Source organism: Nocardia amamiensis NBRC 102102, from assembly GCF_001612745.1.
In the GTDB taxonomy this organism is placed as follows: Bacteria; Actinomycetota; Actinomycetes; order Mycobacteriales; family Mycobacteriaceae; genus Nocardia; species Nocardia amamiensis.
The window spans coordinates 23,965-43,049 of the sequence record NZ_BDBA01000077.1; the positions used below are offsets into that span (position 1 = coordinate 23,965).

Below are 19,085 nucleotides of genomic sequence, written 5' to 3' on the forward strand. Positions count from 1 at the left end.
TGAATGCTATGACGAAGTCTGCCGAGTTGCTGAGCGTGAGTCGCGATCTGGGAATGTGCAAATGTGCTGTTCTATACTCAAGTAAGTAAAAGAAAGTCAAGCACGAGTGGGTGAGGAGAGCAATGCGATCCTACGGTCAATATTGTGGTCTCGCCCGAGCGCTGGACGTCATCGGCACGCGCTGGAGTCTGCTGATCGTCCGCGAGCTGCTGGTCGGCCCGGCCCGGTACGGCGAACTGTTGGCAGGGCTGCCCGGCATTGCTACCAATCTGCTTGCCCAACGCCTGCGCGAGCTGGAAGAAGTCGGAATCGTCCAGCGGACCCTCGCCGCCGAGGGAAATGGTGTCGAGTACACGCTCACCCCGTGGGGTAGTGAGCTTCGGGGTGCGGTTGGCGCCCTGGTTAGCTGGAGCACTCCACTGATGATCTCGGGCCCTAAGGAAGACGATGTGTGCCAGGGTCACTGGCTGGTGGTGGCATTGGATTCGCTGCTGCCCGATAGGCGGTCCGATGAGCCGACGACGGTCGGTGTGGCCATAGACGACACGATCGTCACCGTTCGCGTCGACGAGACGGGCAGGCACGTCGAACTCTGCCGTGGTGCGGAGCCGGCGACTGTGCTTCGCGGCGATGCCGCGGTGGTGCTGGGCTTGGCATCGGGCATGCTGACGGTCGAACAGGCGATCGCGGGTGGCGACCTCCACGGGCAGGAGAAGGATCTCGCCGTCGCGTTCACGCACGGCTGAGTTGACGGCCACCGGTTGCCGCAGTCACCTGTGACCGCCGGTTGCCGGTAGGTGCTGCACCTGCCGGCCCAGCACTCCCGCCGCACGAGGATCCCGCAGCGGTTGTCGAGTGCGGGCGCGCCCGGCGCCCATGGCGTCTCCTGACCGCACTTACGCGCTGAGTAAGTGAAATGGAACAGCGACTGCGCAGCATTGTTCGCTGAGTGGAGGCATATATGAAAATGGCTGCGGAACGTAGGAACATTCCGCTGTGCACCAGCTCTGACCGGTCGATGCGCGGCAGGCGACTTCGCGGCACTTTTTGGACGGTTGCTCAGAACCGCCGAAATCGAGCGCATCCGTGGCCGGGGCCTCGACGGTCTCTCGAATTGTCTGTTTGAGCCGGGGGATTCGGGTGTGTTGTCGGAGGGGGCCTGCGGCAGCCTGGGAAGATCGTGTTTGCTGAAGCCGGCCGCGATCGTCGCCGGTTGTTGCTGTGCAGCGGGCACGCCCAGAATCTGCGGGTCGAACCCGCACATCACGTCAAAGCCGCAACCCTGGAGTCTCGTGGGCCGCGTGGGCGCAGGCGAGGCAGCTGACACGGGCAGCTTTAGTTTTGAGTGTCTACTTGACTATTTTCTCGGCCTCGGCAAGGATTTGGGCATGGCCGGTGCACCACCTGTAGGCGAACGTCCCGGTTGGGTGGACGATGAGTTGTTCCCGTTCAAGAGTCGTTTCGTGGAACTGGACGGGAATGTTGTGCACTACGTCGACGAAGGGTCGGGGCCCATCCTGCTGCTGTTGCACAGCAATCCGGTGTGGTCGTTTGTGTACCGCGACGTCATCGCGACTCTGCGTGACAGGTTTCGGTGTATCGCTCCGGATTTTCCGGGGTTCGGTCTGTCAACTGCCGCTCCCGGCTATCGGTTCACGGCCCGAGAACACTCGGAAGTGTTGTTGTCCTTCATCGAGCGTCTCGATCTCACCGGAATGACCTTGGTCGGCCACAGTTGGGGCGGCCCGTTCGGTCTGTACGCAGCAGAGCGACAGCCTGAACGGTTCGATCGCCTTGTCCTGACCAACACCTGGGCCTGGACATTGAACGGCGACCTCTCGACCGAGTTCTTCTCCCGTGTCGGGGGTGGTCTGGTCGGGCGCGAGTTGATCCGACGCTTCGATCTGATGGTCAAGTACTTCGTCCCCTCGGCGCACAAGCGGCGCAAGGTGTCCGATGCCGAGATGAACCAATATCGCCAGGCGATGCCCACGCCAGCACTCCGCCGGCCGTGCGCAGCACTTCCCGGTCAACTGATCGGTGCGAGGAAGTTTTTCAGGGACCTGGAGGATGGGCTCGAGTCGGTCCACCACATGCCCACCCTGCTCCTTTGGGGCGACAGCGACTGGATCTTCCCTGAAAAGTACCGCGAGCGTTGGGAAGCGATACTGCCGAACTACACCACGACCATCCTGAAAGGAGTGGGCCACTTCCCGCAGTCCGACGCGCCCGGCGAGTTCAGCGAAGCCATTGAGGCGTGGTGGGGCGGACCGGCCGACGACAGGGACCTACCTACCCCAGATCAGAACTGAGGCTCGTCAAGCACGCGCCATCAAGTTGTGTCGTTGGCATCGGTCTTCTTCCGTAGGCATCGTCCCCGTTCAGGTGGCGGGAAGATCGTACTTTTAGCGCAAGAACAACAACCGAATTACGAAGGGAACACGTCGCAGGTTCGCCGCCGGCCTGCCACGTTCGATGATGGCAATATCGTGTCGCTCGCCGAGCCGACCGTGTTGGCGGCGGCGAAGGTGCCTGTCGCCGAGCCGCGAATCCCGTCGCTGAAGCCGGGCGACCCTGATCGCGGGCAGGTACGCGGAAGTGGACAGCATCGACGATCTGGATGTAATGCGCAGGGGGGGAAGAGAACACCGCTCGTGGGCGGGTATGCGCCATCCACGATCGGAATATTGTTGCGGGAGTTCACCTTCGGGCATGCCTGCCCGCTGGAATCGGTATCGGGGCACACCTAGTTCGAAGTACTTTGACCTCAGAAGGAGGCACCTTGTCATGACTCGCACGGTGGAAACATCATCCGCCCTCTCGACCAGGCGCGGCAAGCTGATACTCGCGCTGCTCTGTTCGATCGGTTTCCTCGACTTCATGGACGCAGTGATCGTCAATGTGGCACTGCCCTCGATGCAGCATCAGCTCGGCTTCTCCGAGCAGGGCCTGCAATGGGTGGCCACCGGCTACCTGCTGACCTACGGCGGCTTCATGCTGCTCGGCGGGCGCGCGGCAGACCTGATAGGGCGCCGACGAGTGCTCGTCGTCGGCGTGGTCGTATTTGCCGTCGCATCCCTGATCGGCGGGTTCGCCAACACCTCGGCATTGCTCGTCGGTGCCCGCATCATCCAGGGCGCCGGCGCGGCGTTGATGATGCCGGCGGCGTTGTCACTGGTGACAACCTCCTTCAAGGAGGGTTCCGATCGGCATCGAGCTCTCGGCGTCTGGGGCGGCATGATCGGGGCGGCCTCGGCGGCCGGTGTCTTGCTCGGTGGTGTGCTGACCGAGACGTTCGGTTGGCGCTCGGTGTTGCTGATCAACCCGATCATCTGCGTGTTGCTCCTCGTCGTGATCTATCGGTTGCTGCCCGACGATCGCCGCAGTGCGCCGTTGGCCAGCTTCGACGCACTCGGTGCCGTTCTCGGCACCGGGGGAATGCTGCTGCTGGTATACGCAGTGGTCGAAGCGCCCAACGCGGGCTGGGGCTCGCTGAGCACGATCGCTCGCTTTGCCGGCGCGGCGCTGCTCCTGGTCGCGTTCTTGGTGAACGAATACCGCCGCCCGAATCCCCTGATGCCGTTGTCCATCTTCCGGGTACGTGGGCTCGCGGCCGCCGACGCCACCCAGCTGATTGCGATCGCCGGATTCATGTCGATGTTCTTCTTTCTCACCCTCTACATGCAGAACGTGCTCGGATATTCCGCACTCAAGACCGGCGTCGTCTACCTGCCGGTCACGATCGGTATCGGACTCGGCGCCGGTGCCGCGACGAAGCTGATACCGCTCGTAGGCACCCGACCACTGATCGTAGGGGGATCGGTGGTTGCGTCCATCGGCGTGCTTCTGTTGTCCGGCCTGCCGGTCGACGGCGACTACGTGACCGACCTACTGCCGGGCATGATGGTGATGTCGCTGGGCCTCGGCTTTGTCATGGTATCGGTCACGAACGCGGCCAACGCCGGAGTACCGGCAGACAAAGCAGGTCTCGCGGCGTCGTTGTTGAACAGCTCCCAGCAACTCGGCGGCGCGCTCGGTCTCGCGGTCCTGACCACCGTCGCGACGTCGCGCACAACCGACCTGCTGTCCGCCGGCTCGGCCCCGCCCGACGCGCTGGCATCCGGGTTCAGTCGTGCATTGCTGGCCAGCAGCATCGCCATCCTTGTCGCGGCGGTGATCGGCCTGCGCACCTACAACACCCGCAGCAACGACGCACCCATGTGACCATCGCCGCCAAAGGCCGGCCACAACCGAGAGGCGACCACCACGCTGTGTGACCAGGCGCCCGGGTCGAGTACGTGCCATTCCGCGTGCTCGGCCCGCTGGGCGGCCAGATTGTCTCCACGGGTCGGCGACTTTCAGGTGTAGTCAGGCAAACTTGCGATCATCAAGAGGCGGAAATGAGTCGAAGCTACGACCCTGTCCTTCGATCGTTCTCGGCCTGGCCGCTGGCGGGCTGGCTCTCGACGAGGCCCGGGAACTCGTCGATGTCCAAAGCGACGAGGAGGCCGTGCGCACCGTCTTCGGTGGCTGACCCGTCGGGGCCGGTGGCTTCGCACGTCAGTGGCCTTGAAGCCCAACGCTCGATGTGCCGTTGCTCGGTCAGCTCACCGAGCGCGCCTGTGCGGGTCGCGTAGTTGTCACCGCGGGCGAGCCACATGGGCGGCGCCGACCCGTTTCGCATAGTCGATGCCGGTGGGTTTCGTTGGCGGACAAGTTGTTTCCTGGCGTGAAGCTACCGGATTCGGTTGCGCTGCTGCCGACATGATGGAACACGGCTTCGCCGAGGTGACATGAACAGGACTCCACGTGGAGTGCTCATCCTGCTCGTTGACGCGCTCCGTCGCCGCGGGCCGACTGGTCGCGGGCGGGTACGACGCCTCTGTGACCCTCGGCTAGATCACGCATGTTCATCATCTGCCGGCGCATCATGAACAGGTCCAGCCAACCCAAAAAATACTGCCGGACCAAGCCGAGTCCTCTGGCGCGAGGAAGGGTCAATTTCACGAGGAGTCGGGTGCCGTCGGATCCAATCGGACGAATGACGTAACTGATCGCCAAATCCCCCAGAAGTAGTCTCGCGATCCAATGACTCACACGTATAGTGACATGTTCGTCGTAGACGAAGCTGACCAAAGTGAACAGCGTCATAAATCGCTGACCCAACTGAAGCTGCTCCAATCCCGGCGTCAGCGTACGTGGACTCCTTCGGCCCAAGTTGTTGAGCAGGTCGTAGCTGTAGGGTGCAACCCTGATCTGACACAGCCATCGGTAGACAACCGCGGGAGGTGCCGCGATATCGAGTGCACGGTGCGGCTCTGTCCTGGGGCCATCTCCGACCTCGACGTCACACGGAAACGTCTCACTCACCTCGGCATCCGACGACCCCCAAACGAACGGCAAACCGGATGGGCTGAAGAATTTCTGTCTCGAGTTGATCTGCCTGCCCCCTGCCTTGCTGCCTACCTCGGCCGCAGATAGGCAAAGTTCGATTAATTAGATGAAACTGTGGACGGATCGACTTCCCGATGGTTTACCTTCCCCGTAAGTAAGCGGACCCGGGCAATCGGCCGGGACTGTATTGCGAACGGCTCTGTCCCGAATTGGATTTGCGCCGTGAGGCGCTTGTTCCGAGCGGAGGTGAGAGATCCCCGCATCCGGCCTGTCGTGGTGGAGCTGGCCTCAGCGCAGCGGCCAGCGTCGAGTCCGGACGTTGGCCGCTGGGCTACTCAGGAGGTGCCCTTATCGAACGGCAGTGTCGACATCTTCCGTGCTCAGCGCGGTGTTCTCCGCCGGTCTCGCCGGGCTGGTTCTATCGGTGAATCGCGAGACCGTCGATCGGTGAATCTCGGCACCGATCTGGTTCGGAAGATGTTGGTATCGGCGAATTTTGGCACCACCTGACGGGTTGCGGTGGCAGGATCACCCTGCTATCAATCTGCAACGGCCCGTAGGAGCTGACCCGTGCCGCCGAACCAGTCCAAGGCACAGCTGTACGCGGCGATCCGCCGTGGTTCGCGAGCGGGGATGTCCGGGCGGGAACTACGGCGCAAGTACAACGTCGGCTACCACACGGTCAACGCCGCGCTGACCTCCGCGTTTCCCGAGAAACGCAAGGAGTATCCAGCGCGGGCGTCGAAGCTGGATCCGTTCAAACCGTTCATCGACGCGACCCTGCGGGCGGATCTGGACGCACCACGCAAGCAGCGGCACACGATCAAGCGGATCTTCGAGCGGCTGCTGGACGAGCACGGCATGACCGATATCGCCTATCAGACGGTCCGCGATTACGTTGATCGGCGTAAACCGCAGATCAGGATCGAGGCCGGCCGCGAACCGCCGCAGGTGTTCATCCCGCAGACCCACCGCCCGGGTGAGCAAGCCGAGGTCGATTTCGGTGAGGTGACCGTCGAACTGCGGGGCGAGCGGACCGTGCTCTACCTGTTCTCGTTGCGAATGTCGTTCTCGGGCCGCTCTGTTCAGCGCGTGTCGGCCTCGGGCGGGCAAGAAGCGTTCCTGGAAGGCCACGTTCACGCATTCACCGTGCTCGGCGGGGTGCCGCACGGCAAGATCCGCTACGACAATTTGAAGGCCGCGGTGGCGAAGGTTCTCGGATTGAGCAGGGCCAGAACCGAATCCGAGCGCTGGACCGCGTTCCGCAGCCACTACGGCATCGACGACCCGTTCTACTGCATTCCGGGCATCGAGGGTGCCCACGAGAAGGGTGGTGTCGAGGGCCAGATCGGCTACTACCGGCGCAACCACTTCGTCCCCGTCCCGCAGGTCGAGTCGCTCGAGGAACTGAACTCGCTGGTCGAGGGGTGGGACACCGGGGATCTGGCGCGGCGGATCGGGGCGCGGGCGCGCACGATCGGCGAGCATTTCGCGTTGGAGGCGCCGACGCTGAAACGCCTGCCCGCCGAGGAATTCGAGACCGGGTCGTGGCTGGCCACCCGGGTGGATCGGTATTCGATGGTCGCGGCGCGGACCAACAAATACAGTGTCCCGATCCGGTTCATCGGCCGCCCGGTCCGGATCCTGTTGCACGCCTCCTGGCTGGTCGTCTACGACGGCCGCACCGAAATCGCCCGCCACGAACGCCTGATCGGCAAGGCGTTGACGCGCGTGGAACTCGATCACTATCTCGAAGCGCTGATCCGCAAACCCGGCGCGATGGCCGGGGCGACCGCTCTCGAACAAGCCCGCCAGAGCGGGAAGTTCACCACAAGCCACGACGCGTGGTGGGCCGCGGTCCGCAAAGCCCACGGCGAGCGTGACGGCACCCGCGCGATCATCGAAGTTCTTCTGCTGCACCGCAGCATGCCCCACGACCAGGTCGTCGCCGGCCTGGACGCCGCCCTGCGCGCCGGCGCGCTGACCGCGGACGCGGTCGCGCTCGAAGCCCGCAAGGCCGCCGAAGCCACACCGCGCCTGGCCCACGTGATCGATCTCGACGAACCCGACCCGGACCCGGATCCGGTTCCGTCGCTGACCGCGCGCCGGCTGGCGCACCTACCACCGGACACCCGGCCCCTGCCGTCGGTCGCCATCTACGACCAGTTGCTCCGCATCACCAAACCGAGAACCGCAGAAAGGAATCCATAGATGACCAGCCCAACCCCGCGCCGCCACGGCATGACCGACCAGGCCGCCGACACCGCCGTCGACCAGGCATGCCGGATGCTGAGGCTGCCCAGCATCCGCACCCAGTTCAACGACATCGTCGAGACCGCGACCCGCGACCAGATGAGCTACCGGGCGTTCCTGGCGGAGCTGCTGCTCGTCGAATGCGACGACCGCGCCCGGCGCCGCTCCGAACGCCGCATCCGCGCCGCCGGATTCCCGCGCGACAAATCATTGCGGGCCTTCGACTTCGACGCCAACCCCAACATCGACCCCGCCGTGGTCAACACCCTCGCCAACTGCGACTGGGTGAAGAAGGGCACACCGCTCTGCCTGATCGGCGACTCCGGGACCGGCAAGAGCCACCTGCTGATCGCGTTGGGCACCGAAGCCGCGATGCGCGGCTACCGTGTGAAATACACCCTTGCGACAAAACTGGTGAACGAGCTGGTCGAAGCCGCCGACGAGAAGGTGCTGGCCAAGACGATCGCCCGCTACGGTCGAGTCGATCTTCTCTGCATCGATGAACTCGGCTACATGGAGCTCGACAAGCGCGGCGCCGAGCTGTTGTTCCAGGTATTGACCGAGCGCGAGGAAAAGAACTCTGTCGCGATCGCCTCGAACGAGGCGTTCTCCAGATGGCTGGTCGAACACATTTCCCGAACCACGGCTCTGCGCCGCGATCGTCGACCGCCTCACCTTCGGCGGGCAGATCATCGAAACCGGCACCGACAGTTACCGACTCACCCGCACCGCCGCACTCAACAACACCGCTAACACCACTACGCAGGCGCCGCAGCAACCCGCATTCACCGATGCTCAGCAGTCACTGGAAACCGTACTCTGACCGGCAGTCTATCGGCGAATCACGAGCCACCCCCACGCTGCGAACGCAGCCGGGCCCAGGTTCCCACAGCCCTGGCCCGGCCAGCAGAAGGCAAGACGACCGCGCCCGCAGTCGACCCGAATCAGTTCACCACGGCGCTCGGCGCCATCATCAACCCCGCTGGCGCCCCAGCCCGAGACGTCGTCGCCCTTCTGGCTCATGCCGCGCCCGGATCATGCCGACGTGGGGCGTAGTGCAGGTCACGGCGCAGGGCGTGCAGGGATTCGTCCTTGTTGAACTGGCGGGAGGTCGCGCCGGTGCTCGGCCGAGGCCAGACCGTCCAGGCTGATCTGCTCCAGGAACGCACCGCCCCTGGCCAGGCGGCGTCCCACGGGCGTGTCGAGCCCAAGCGTCTGCCCCGCCGCCTTCGCGATCTCAGCCGCCGCGAGCGTCCGCCGCAAGCTGATCACCGTCGAGTGGTACCAGGCGTCGTCGTCAACTACGTAGATGTCGCGCCGCCGCCGCGGATCACGTTCGCGCCTGATCAGCCCCTGCTGGATCAGGTAGCCCACTGCCATGGAGATCGAGGCGGGACTGACTTTCAGCCCGCGCGCCAGCTCGGCCGCGGTGAGCCTGCCGTCCTCGCTCAACCACAGGCCGATGAGCACGCGCGCCACCATCTTCGGCAAGCCCATCCCGATCGCCATCTCGACGGCTCCCTCTTCCACCTCGAAGACCTTGCGGTCCCGGGGTCCGGCCTCGGGCGACCGTGCCGGGGTGCCGCGCCGCGCCCGCCGTGCTGTCGCCTGGTGCGCCCGCTCGGGGCGGTAGTCGCTGGGGCCGCCATTGCGGCTGACCTCACGGCTGATCGTCGACGTCGGCCGGTCCAGCCGCCTGGCGATCGCGGCGTAGGAGCGGCCTTCGGCGAGGCCGGTTGCGATGCGCTGGCGGTCCTGCAGGGTCAACCTTCCTTCTGACATGACATCACTATTGCGTTCGGTGCCATACAATGCAATGTTTCATTGCATTTAGCTTCAGCATCAACGCATCTATTTATCGGCTTTTACCAGTGCTTATGGGCATTGATTGATTGACGGAATTTCTGAAAGCAACGTAGCTTTCAATTGTGACGAACACTTACAATCGCGGCGAGTGCGGGCATCGCCCTGGTCAGTTATCTGTGGGCACGCAGGCTCTGCAACCGGTGAGGGTGCACGTGTTCAAACGCAGCCTTCCGGCACTTGGCCTGTTGGTTCTCGCGCCGCTGGTCGGCGAGTATCTGCTCGGCAACATTCCCATCAATGCCCTGCCGATGATCATCGGGCTGATTCCGCTCTACGGCGGTGGCGCGCTGCTTATCCGCGAGGTCGCCCGCCGGTGGCGGCTGGGGTGGCCGGGGATCATCCTGCTCGGGCTCGCCTATGCCGTGATCGAGGAGGGCCTGCTCACCCGGTCGCTGTTCGATCCCGACTATGTCGGATTGCGGTTGCTCGACTATGGGTTCATCCCAGCGCTGGGCATCGGCGCCTACTGGACCGTGTTCGTTCTGGCCATCCATGGGGTGTGGAGCATTGCAGTGCCGATCTCGATGGTAGAGGCGGGCTCACGCCGACCGGAGACGCCCTGGCTCGGCAAGGTCGGCCTCACCGTGTCAGCCGTCCTGTTCCTGCTGGGCGGCGCGGTGCCCATCGCCCTGGCAAGTCCGGCCATCTACCCGTTGTCGACCGCTCAGATCATCTGGACGATGATCACGGCCGTCGCCCTGATCATCGCCGCGTTCCTGTCCGTTCGATTCCGCCGCCCCCTCCTCCTGGCCACGGCGGCCGGCCCGTGGACCGTCTTCGCGATCACCATCGCGGCCGGGGCGGCGTTCTGGTTCCCCAGCTTGCTCGCCATGGCGGGGAGCAAGCTCGAGTCCCTCGTGCCCGCGTGGATCACGGTCGGCTGCTACCTCGCGCTCTACGCCACTATGACGCTGCTCATCCTGCGCTGGTCCCGGTGCACGGGCTGGGGACCCTGGCACAGGTTCGCCCTGGGCGCTGCCGGCCTGGTCACCTACGCCTGGCACGGCTTCCTGCAACCGCCGAGTTTCCCAGCGCCCACGAATGTGGACCGTATCGGCAACGCGGTCTTCGCGCTGGCCGCCCTCGGGCTGCTCGCCGTCGTGGTGGTACGGCTCCGCCGCACGCTCCGCCGACTTGACCCTCAACCTTGACTGCGAGATCGCTCCGGATTTCTCAAGAACAAGGCCCCGGAATCCTGGAGCCAGGACAACGCTGCCCGACTCCAGACGATCCGGAGTCGGGCTGCGGTCATTCCACGCACTCTCATGCCGCTGTGCGCGCGATTTCGAATCAGGCGCCCATGGCTAGCCTTTCTGACACGCCCGGCGACCTGACACGCCGACCGGAGTGACCCCGAAATTCACCGATACGGCCGCCCTGGATCGCCCCTGAGTGACCTCAGAATTCACCGATAAGTGGCCTCAGAATTCACCCTTACAGCCACCGGGCCGCCCATCGTGATCCAGCGCGGACTTGTCGGGTTCTTGTGCCGGTCTCTGCGGTAGATGGACAAGAAGTCGGTGATCAACGGATCGCGCCGCCACTGCTGGATGCGGTCCACGACTTCGTCGGTGTAGTTGTCGGCGTAGGCTTCGATCACGGTGCTGATCAGCTGGCCCGCGAGCTGCGCGAACAGCCGGGTATTGGCGGAGAACCTGGTCTCGAACTCGGCCGGGCTGAGCTCGTCGGCCATACCGCGGTGCAACCGGTCCATGAAGTCCAAGGGCACGTGCGTATCGATGTATTGCGGCTCGAGTGGCGGGCCGTCGATGGACTTCCACTCGGTGAAGAACTGCTGCACCCGGTTACTGATCTGGGTGAGCCTGCCCAGGTTGGCTGCCACCGAGGGGTTCCCGCTGATCGTGCGGAACTGGTCGTGGAAGAACAGCAGGCCGAATACGCCCCAGTAGAAGGCGGTATCCCAGATCACCTTCGAGGACATGATCCGGGCGCTGCCCATCAGCGGGTAGCGCTTCTCATAGATGGCCCGCCAGAAGTCGGTTACGTTGCGATAAAGGCTGTCGTGGATGGCCGCGAGCGCAGTGACATCCTCGCCGGCCAGGGACCGCAGTATGAGGTCAGCCGTCAGCCCGTTGCTGATCGAGATCAAGTCGAGGCCTGGCGAGTACAGCGGGTCCAGGAAGATTCCGGCTTCGCCGGTCAGCGCCCACCGCTGATCTCCGGCGTAGACCTGCTCGGCGCTGTAGCAGTAATCACGCATGACCCGGAAGTCTTGGATCTTGTCCAGGTGCTGGTCGACCTGCGTTGCACACTCGGGCTCGTACTTCCGAATCCACTCCAGGGCCTTGTTCAGGGTGTTGAAGGTACTGAAGTCGTGTATGTCGTCGTCGCACACGATCCCCACGCTGGTGGAGCCGGAAGCCAGCGGGATCAACCAGAGCCAGTAGCCCGGCCCCATCAGGTGGTTGGTCGAATGGTAACGCTTGCCCTCGGCTGTCCGCTGCGTCCAGTCGGTGTCATCCGACCATGTGTCGACATCGATCCGATGGGCCACCCGGAACCACGACGCGTTAGCGGTGTGCGCGACCGGCGTGCGCTGTCTGCCCAGGTGACGCCGAAGGAGCTGGCTGCGGCCGGACGCGTCGACTACCCACCGCCCGAAGAGTTCACGTTGCCCCTCCGGAGTCTCGATCCGCACATGGTGCATATGCTCCTCCGGGCCCAGGTCGATATCGGTGACCTTGCAACCGCTGATGAACTCGACTCCCGCTGCCGCACAACGCCGCCCGATCTCGTTCTCCAGTCGGCCCCGGTCCAGCTGATAGGTGTCCAGTGGGAGCCAGACCGACGTGCCCACCTCGACCCGACGAGTGATGTCGGAGTTGTCGCCGCCCGTAAAGAAGAAACGAAGACCGAATTTGCGCAGCTGACTGTCATCCAGATGATCTTTCAGCCCGAGAATGTCTCGCATGTAGTGGGCGGAGATCTCCACCGTCGATTCGCCGACCTTGTGCGCGGCCTCCGGAACCGGGTGGAGTTGTCGCTCGATGACGATTATCCGGATGTCCGGCTGCGTCCGCCGCAGTTGCAGTGAGAGGGTCAATCCAGCCATTCCGCCACCCAGAATGATCACGTCATACTGCCCCGGCTCCGGCGGGCGGGAAGCCCGCCGTGCGCGCAGCACCTCCGCCAGCGCAGCCTTCTGATCCTCGGGCAGCTCGGAAAGTTGTTGCCGTACCGCTTCAGTCATGGTTCCTCCTCGGGGACAGACTGTCCAGCTGGCAATTTCGGTGTGCTTACGTGTGGCGAAAGGGGCCGCGGAGTGCTGTGCTCCCCGGGCCGCCCACGCGCTGGTCGCCATGCGGAAACTGATCACCGACGCGGTCGCCACCGCACCGGCGCCACCAAGGCCGACGCCTGGCCGACGTCCGGATCTACCGCGCGGCCGGCAGGACGAATATCTGCGCTTCACCCGTTATCGACGAACGCCGTCCGACAACAACAACCGCTCCGAACGCGACCTCCGCATGATCAACTCCGGCAGCAGGTCTACGCCTGCCTGCGCACGCTGCCCGGAGCCAGACAGTTCTGCGCGATCAGCAGCTACCTGCGGTCTTCCCAACTCGGTAAGTCCTGCGTAATGACTACTCACATCATCGGTGGAGACGAGCACTTGTCCACGACTCCTTCCAGGAGAGATCAGACACGATGACTACCATGCTGGCCCGGGCGCGTTTGGCGGTGCTGGGCGTTTCAGAGAGAGAAATCCTCGCATTCAAGAAGGGCGATTCCGCGAAGTGGCGCCATCTAGAGGACGCATTGCGGGCCGAGGTCGGCGGCTATCACGCGGTGCTCGAGGGCGGAGGCGTGGACGCTATCGTGAACCGGCTCGGCCGCTTTCCCAAGGATATGAACGGTTACGCTCACGAAGGCGTGGCGATGGGTCTCACGGGAATGGACTGCTGGTTACCGGGGAAGTCGCGATTTCGAGAGTTTCTGTCCGGTGCCGGTGACGCTCACATCTACATGTCTCATATTGGCGCGGGCGAGGCGTTGGCCCGCATGCGGCGCCTGCCGGAACCGTTCCTGACTCGACTCGACGACCCGGTGGCACGTTGGCTGGTCATGGATGGCTACGGCTTCCACCAGGGCTTCTTTCATAGGTCCCGCTACGTAGATCGCCAGGTCGTGCCACCATACCTTTCGCCGTACGCTCGTCGCGTCTTCGACCAAGGCGTCGGGCGCAGCATCTGGTTCACCTCTGGCGCCGAGGTGGATCGTGTTGCCGCCGACGTGGCTGCTTTTTCCCCGGCCCGCCAACCCGACCTGTGGTTGGGCATCGGGACCGGGTGTTGCTACGCCGGCGGGTTGGAACGTCGCGAGGTCGAGCACCTACGGGAGGTTTGCGAACCGCACCTTGCGCACGTTGCGACGGGAGCGGCCTTCGCGGCGAAGGGTAGGCATCGCGCGGGCAACCCGGTCTCGGACACCGAAATGGCTTGCGAAGTGCTGTGCGAAACCACCAGCGTCGGCGCCGCCTCGATCGTGGACGACGTGCTGGCCAATATTCCGGCGCACTACGCACGTCCAGCCTGTGAAGTCGTGCAAGACAATGTGATCGATGCGTTCTCCGCGCTCAGTCGTCGTGCGGCAGATACGGAGCATGCGCGATGACCCTTGCACCTACTGCCCCCGTCGAAGGTGGACTGCGCGACGCCGTGGGCAATCTGTTATGGCGCTCCTTCGCCGCGGCCGGGGCGATGCCGTCCGCTCCAGATATCGATGACGGCGCTTCAGCTGCGCGGTTGAAGCATGTCGTATTCACCGTCACCGAGTGCAGCCGTACGACGCTACTCAACCCTGGATTCGACGCTCTGATTCCCAGGCTAGAGGCATACGACGAGGAGCTTCACGGATTCGCCTACGAGGGCGCCGGAGTCGGACTTGCCGCGCTCGATTGCATGTGGCCCCGAAAGAATCGCACCGCAGCCCTCGCCACCGGCCCCGGAGCGCGGCACGTCTTCGGTATCTATCTTGGTGCGGGGATGTGCTTGGCGAGGATTCGTAAAAACCCTGAATCGTTCCGAAGGCGAATAGGTGATCCTCTTCTCAGCTGGATCATCTTGGACGGGTACGGCTTCTATCGAGGCTACTTCGCCTACCACCGCCACGTGATTCATCGGCACGTGCCGCCGCACATATACGGATATGGCCGGCGCGTCTTCGATCAGGGGGTGGGGCGCGCAATTTGGTTCGCTTCCGACGCCGACGTCGATCGGGTTGCCGCCGTCATCGCAGCCTTCTCACCGCAGCGGCAGGCCGACCTGTGGAGCGGAGTGGGGTTCGCATGCGGTTACTCCGGTGGCATCGAGCGCGGCGCACTCGATGCGCTGCCCGCCCTTGCCGGCAAACACCGCGGTGACCTGGCTGTTGGGGCGGCGATCTCGGCCAAGGCGCGGCATCTGGGAGGTAACCCGGCATCCCAGAACGAGCTGGCATGTGAGGTTCTGTGCGGGACCACATCACAGCAGGCATCAGCAATTGCGGATGCCGCAGTGCGAGACCTTCCGTCAGGCAACGACGTCCCGGCCCATGCACTGTGGCGGCAGCGCGTTCTTCAGGAGTTCCTTTCACTATGTTGAGCAAACTTCTCGAGCCTGTACTGAAGCTGTCGGTCGATGACTTCCCACGAGTGGCCAAACAGCAGTTCGGCGCACTTCCGGAGATGGATGATGTATGGCCGCACTTCAAACCACCTTCACACGCGATCATCGACAACTTTTGGGCGGCCCTCGACAACCCTCGCTTGGGCGACCTCATTCCGATCGTAGAAGCCAACCCCGCGAAAGTGCGTGGCGTCGCCTACGAGGGTGCGGCCATGGGCCTGATGCTTCTGGATTTCATGCTGCCGTACCGAAAGCGTCTCAGAGGCCTTCTTACCGGGCCTTGTGGTGTTTACAAGCCCATGGTCTATGTCGGCGCGGGAATGATCCTTCCCCGCCTACCGATTGATCCTTTGCGGGTTATCGCGCGCTTCGACGACCTCGACGACCCCGACCGATGGCTGATGCTCGACGGATACGGCTTCTTCCGAGGTTTCTTCGCCGCCCGGGACAGCCTCGATAGGCAGGCCAGGCCGGACGGGCTCACCGGCGAAGCCGCACGCAACTTCGATAGCGGCCTGGGACGCAGTCTCTACTTCCTCAGCGCGGCCAATCCAGATCGGATTGCAGCGGTCCTTCGAGCTTTCCCAGAGGATCGCCGCCGGGACCTGTGGGGAGGCGTGGGCTTGGCGTGCGGCTACACCGGCGGGGCACTCGACCGCGAGGGTTTCCAACGGCTGATGCACACCTCGGGCCCCTATGCCGCGGAGGTAGCTGTAGGCCTTGCGGTCGCGGCAGGGTTTCGTGAGCAAACCAATCACCCCGCCGACCACACGGATGGGGCATGCAACGTGTTCTGGGGCTTGGATGCCGGCAAAGTGGCGAGGCTGGTTGCGGCTGAATGTACTGGCACACATCCCGATCCGTCCGGAGCTCGCTATGCGGAATGGCGTCAGCGCATAAAGGCTGTCTGGACCGAACGCCAGAAACTCACAGCCAGCACAGGGAGGGCAGACTGATGACCGCGTTGGGCAGCGTGCGACGCCGCGCATTCGGCATAACTGAGCCACGAAAAGTATTCAGCAGACGGGGATTCGCTCCGGAGGGATGGAGCCGATTCGCCCCGGTGATCGAGGCACTTGCCTTGGGATACAACGCAACCCTCGAGAACAGCTCTCTGCCAGTGCTGATTCCCAAGCTGGATGCGGTGGACCCGGCGCTGCACGGATTTGCCTACGAGGGCGCGGCCATGGGCCTCGGCGTTCTCGACATCATCGCGCCCGGGAAGAGCAGGATAGGTGCCTTCGCGGGCGGGCCAGGCGGGCATCACATGGCTACCGTCTACGTCGGCCTCGGCATGGCCCTTGCCCGCCTGCGGCGGCGGCCCGAAAAGTATCTGCAACAGCTGGACCCTGTCCTGGGTTGGGTAGTTGTCGATGGCTACGGTTTTCATGAAGGTTTCTTTGTGCGCCGGCGTTCCATTGAGAAACAACTGCGGCCAGCACATCTGTCCGATCATGGGCGGGAATTGTACGACCAAGGTCTGGGCCGGTCGATCTGGTTCTCCAGCGGGGCGGTCATCGCGCTTGCGGCCGACACAATCTCGAGTTTCGAACTCGACCGCCAGGCGGACCTGTGGACAGGAGCGGCTATCGCCTGCAGTTTCGCGGGGGGCACCGACCGGGCCGGTCTCGAACAGCTGCGTCAGGTAGCCGGAGCGCACCGCCATCGGCTGTCGTGGGCGGCCGCGGCGGCGGCCTGGACCCGGGGCCTCGCCGGGAACCCAACTCCCCATACCGACCAGGCTTGTGAAGTGCTGGCCGAAATCCCGAGTTCTGACGCTGCCCGTGTTCTGGAAGAGACCCGCCGCGAACTTGTCCGGAATTCGCTCTCCGCGTCGTATCGAACCTGGCGCGAAACCTGCATCCCGGAGCTCTTGGCAGGAACCTCCGGTCGGACCAATTGAATTGACGGCACCTGAGAGGCTCACCCATGCGGAAGTACCGGGAGACAATGATTCTCCTCGCGTTGATGGCCACCGCGTATATCGTCACCGTGGAAATCACGATCATGAACGTGGCGCTGCCCACTCTGACCAGGGACCTCTCGGCCACCACTACCGAGCTGCAGTGGGTGGTCGATGCTTACAACCTGTTCCTGGGAGCCTTCGTCCTGGCCGCCGGTAGCCTGAGCGATCGGCAAGGTCGAAAAGGAGCCCTTCTGATCGGGATGGGAATTCTGGTTTCCGCCTCGCTGGTGGGGGCTTGGGTCGACACGAGTAGCGGTCTCATCGCCGCGCGGGCAGTGATGGGACTAGGCGCGGCCCTCATGCTTCCCACCACTTTGTCGATTCTGGCAAACGCATTCACGGAGCGGCGCGCCCGCGCCCGAGCCATTGGACTATGGGGTGCCTCAACTGGTTTGGGTGTCGCCACCGGACCGATCGTGGGCGGCTGGCTGCTGGGTCGTTACTGGTGGGGAAGCATCTTCGCCTTCTTGGCATTTCTTACTGTGGCCGTCGCCGTTCTCGTCGTCTTTTTCGTGCCGACCTCGCGCGACCCGAAGACACCTCCGATCGACTGGCGCGGCCTTTCGCTGTCGAGCCTGGGGTTCGGGGTGCTTGTTTTGGGCATCATCGAGGCCCCTCGATGGGGATGGGGATCGCCCTTGACAATCGGGTGCTTCACGATTGGGACACTGGTGCTGCTGGTATTCGTCGCTGTGCAGCGGTACATCGAGGATCCCATGCTCGACGTTTCGTTGTTCTCCAACATGCGCTACACGGCGGCGAGTGGTTCGGTCGCCATCTCGTTCTTCGCACTCAACGGCTTCATCTTCCTTATTACGCAATACATGCAGCTGGTGAAAGACTATAGCGCATTATCTATGGGCTTGCGCCTACTGCCGATGGCCGCCTCGATCGGAGTCGCATCAATAGTCGGTGCGTGGCTCGCCGTGCGAATCGGGAACAAAGTAGTTGTCACCGCAGGTCTGATTCTCTTCGCGGCAGGTCTGGTCTGGGCCTCAACGAACACTGGAGATACTGCCTACACCTTCATGTCCGTCAATATCATTGTGCTCGGTCTAGGATTTGGCCTCACCAGTACACCGGCCACCGAAGCCATTATGGGCGCGGTTTCCAAAGAGAAGGCAGGGGTCGGCGCCGCCGTGAACGACGCGACCCGTTTGTGCGGAGCCACCCTCGGGGTCGCGGTGATCGGAAGCATGGCGTCCTCCCTCTACTACCACAGAATGGACCAGACATTATCCGCTGACCTGCCCGACTCCGTCGTCTCAGCCTCCGATGGATCGCTCGGCGGCGCGCTCGATGAAGCGGACGGCATTGCCGCCCAGGGAGACATCGAGGGCGCCCGGCAGTTGGCCGAAACCGCCACCTCGGCCTTCCTGCACAGCATGCAAGGCGGTTCTCTACTCGCGGCGGGGACTGTCTTGGCGGCCGCTGTGATGGCATGGTTCCTTTTGCCTGCCCGTCCGCGCACGCACGATTCAGAACCGGGTTCGGCGGCACTGGCGGCAGTTCCTGAGCAAAGGCGGGTGCGGTGAGCGATATAGCCGGAAGTCGGTTGCGCGGATGGGCGTGAACCGGAACGACGAAGGCGTCGCGCAGGCCGCCGCGGTCGATCTCGGCCCGCCATTCCTCGAAGGGCACCAACGGGGTATCACAGTAGGAGACTGCGCAGCTGACGTTGTCGACGTCGACATCGTCGCCTACAGGAACGGTCGGCCATCGAGACCGCGGCCAGCGTCCTCCCACTCCCACGAGATCGGTAGACACCTGCCCATGCCGCGACCGGCGACCGGTGTGATTCGCGGGTGGGAGACGCCAGGTCGAGAACCTCACGGTGATTCCGGTTTCGAGCGGCTAGTGGTGCATTCGTGCGGCACGCCGTCCCGAACGAGCTTCCATCCCCGGTAAGTCCGGGGTAACCAGGCTTCGTAATGTTCGCGATCAAGACGAGATGCCCGACGAAATGCGTTGCTGTTTCG

At 63.8% G+C, this 19,085-nt stretch carries 13 protein-coding genes and 2 pseudogenes; 12 read left to right on the plus strand and 3 right to left on the minus strand.

Annotation, left to right across the window (positions count from 1 at the left end; all coding sequences use genetic code 11):
- Positions 1-122: 122 nt before the first annotated feature.
- The 4 genes and pseudogenes from NA4_RS15995 (at position 123) to NA4_RS16010 (ending at position 4,224) form a co-directional block, all read left to right on the plus strand.
- Positions 123-746 (plus strand): winged helix-turn-helix transcriptional regulator, encoded by a 624-nt coding sequence (locus NA4_RS15995; protein WP_067470428.1) that lies wholly within the window; start codon positions 123-125, stop codon positions 744-746.
- Between the two features lie 555 nt (positions 747-1,301).
- Positions 1,302-2,312, plus strand: a complete 1,011-nt coding sequence (locus NA4_RS16000) for an alpha/beta fold hydrolase (protein ID WP_245671405.1) — start codon at positions 1,302-1,304, stop codon at positions 2,310-2,312.
- 174 nt (positions 2,313-2,486) lie between these two features.
- Positions 2,487-2,735: pseudogene (locus tag NA4_RS42610) on the plus strand (IS1380 family transposase); the annotation flags it as partial.
- 52 nt (positions 2,736-2,787) lie between these two features.
- Positions 2,788-4,224 carry an MFS transporter gene (locus NA4_RS16010; RefSeq protein ID WP_067470431.1) on the plus strand — a complete coding sequence of 479 codons (1,437 nt, stop codon included), beginning with the start codon at positions 2,788-2,790 and terminating at the stop codon, positions 4,222-4,224.
- 187 nt (positions 4,225-4,411) lie between these two features.
- Here the strand turns inward: NA4_RS16010 and NA4_RS16015 are convergent, their stop codons facing one another.
- A complete protein-coding gene (locus NA4_RS16015; protein ID WP_067470432.1) occupies positions 4,412-4,660 on the minus strand; it encodes a hypothetical protein in 249 nt (82 codons plus the stop codon).
- Between the two features lie 1,304 nt (positions 4,661-5,964).
- Between NA4_RS16015 and istA the strand changes: the two genes are divergently transcribed.
- Together istA and istB are read left to right on the plus strand one after the other, a co-directional pair.
- Positions 5,965-7,605, plus strand: coding sequence for an IS21 family transposase (gene istA / locus NA4_RS16025; RefSeq protein ID WP_067470434.1), 1,641 nt, complete (start codon positions 5,965-5,967; stop codon positions 7,603-7,605).
- Positions 7,606-8,470: pseudogene (istB, locus tag NA4_RS16030) on the plus strand (IS21-like element helper ATPase IstB).
- Between the two features lie 239 nt (positions 8,471-8,709).
- Here the strand turns inward: istB and NA4_RS16035 are convergent.
- Positions 8,710-9,414, minus strand: coding sequence for a helix-turn-helix domain-containing protein (locus NA4_RS16035; protein ID WP_084497133.1), 705 nt, complete (start codon positions 9,412-9,414; stop codon positions 8,710-8,712).
- A 239-nt stretch (positions 9,415-9,653) separates the two neighbouring features.
- On the opposite strand from NA4_RS16035, the gene NA4_RS16040 reads away from it, so the two are divergent.
- Complete coding sequence (locus NA4_RS16040; RefSeq protein WP_218022307.1) at positions 9,654-10,664, plus strand: hypothetical protein; 1,011 nt, start codon at positions 9,654-9,656, stop codon at positions 10,662-10,664.
- Between the two features lie 254 nt (positions 10,665-10,918).
- Here the strand turns inward: NA4_RS16040 and NA4_RS16045 are convergent, their stop codons facing one another.
- Positions 10,919-12,724, minus strand: a complete 1,806-nt coding sequence (locus tag NA4_RS16045) for a tryptophan 7-halogenase (RefSeq protein WP_067470436.1) — start codon at positions 12,722-12,724, stop codon at positions 10,919-10,921.
- 458 nt (positions 12,725-13,182) lie between these two features.
- On the opposite strand from NA4_RS16045, the gene NA4_RS16050 reads away from it, so the two are divergent.
- The 5 genes from NA4_RS16050 to NA4_RS16070 all read left to right on the plus strand — a co-directional run bounded on the left by NA4_RS16050 (position 13,183) and on the right by NA4_RS16070 (position 18,641).
- Positions 13,183-14,148, plus strand: a complete 966-nt coding sequence (locus NA4_RS16050) for a DUF1702 family protein (RefSeq protein ID WP_084497134.1) — start codon at positions 13,183-13,185, stop codon at positions 14,146-14,148.
- 86 nt (positions 14,149-14,234) lie between these two features.
- Entirely contained in the window at positions 14,235-15,116 is an 882-nt protein-coding gene (locus NA4_RS16055; RefSeq protein WP_245671411.1) for a DUF1702 family protein, read from the plus strand.
- Entirely contained in the window at positions 15,110-16,096 is a 987-nt protein-coding gene (locus NA4_RS16060; RefSeq protein WP_084497135.1) for a DUF1702 family protein, read from the plus strand. Before NA4_RS16055 ends, NA4_RS16060 begins: the two co-directional genes overlap by 7 nt.
- Positions 16,096-17,043: a DUF1702 family protein gene (locus tag NA4_RS16065; protein ID WP_067470439.1), complete on the plus strand. Its 948-nt coding sequence runs from the start codon at positions 16,096-16,098 to the stop codon at positions 17,041-17,043. The genes NA4_RS16060 and NA4_RS16065 overlap by 1 nt, the downstream gene beginning before the upstream one ends.
- Positions 17,044-17,069: 26 nt before the next feature.
- On the plus strand, positions 17,070-18,641 hold the full coding sequence (locus tag NA4_RS16070; RefSeq protein ID WP_084497136.1) for an MFS transporter: 1,572 nt from the start codon (positions 17,070-17,072) through the stop codon (positions 18,639-18,641).
- The last annotated feature ends 444 nt before the right edge of the window (positions 18,642-19,085 follow it).

Bases quoted from the DNA above. Each gene is read 5' to 3' on its own strand.
- NA4_RS16065 (WP_067470439.1), top strand. From the start codon at position 16,096: ATGACCGCGTTGGGCAGCGTGCGACGCCGCGCATTCGGCATAACTGAG.
- NA4_RS16045 (WP_067470436.1), bottom strand. From the start codon at position 12,724: ATGACTGAAGCGGTACGGCAACAACTTTCCGAGCTGCCCGAGGATCAG.
- NA4_RS16055 (WP_245671411.1), top strand. From the start codon at position 14,235: ATGCCGTCCGCTCCAGATATCGATGACGGCGCTTCAGCTGCGCGGTTG.
- NA4_RS16060 (WP_084497135.1), top strand. From the start codon at position 15,110: ATGTTGAGCAAACTTCTCGAGCCTGTACTGAAGCTGTCGGTCGATGAC.
- NA4_RS15995 (WP_067470428.1), top strand. From the start codon at position 123: ATGCGATCCTACGGTCAATATTGTGGTCTCGCCCGAGCGCTGGACGTC.
- NA4_RS16050 (WP_084497134.1), top strand. From the start codon at position 13,183: ATGACTACCATGCTGGCCCGGGCGCGTTTGGCGGTGCTGGGCGTTTCA.
- NA4_RS16010 (WP_067470431.1), top strand. From the start codon at position 2,788: ATGACTCGCACGGTGGAAACATCATCCGCCCTCTCGACCAGGCGCGGC.
- NA4_RS16015 (WP_067470432.1), bottom strand. From the start codon at position 4,660: ATGTGGCTCGCCCGCGGTGACAACTACGCGACCCGCACAGGCGCGCTC.
- NA4_RS16070 (WP_084497136.1), top strand. From the start codon at position 17,070: ATGCGGAAGTACCGGGAGACAATGATTCTCCTCGCGTTGATGGCCACC.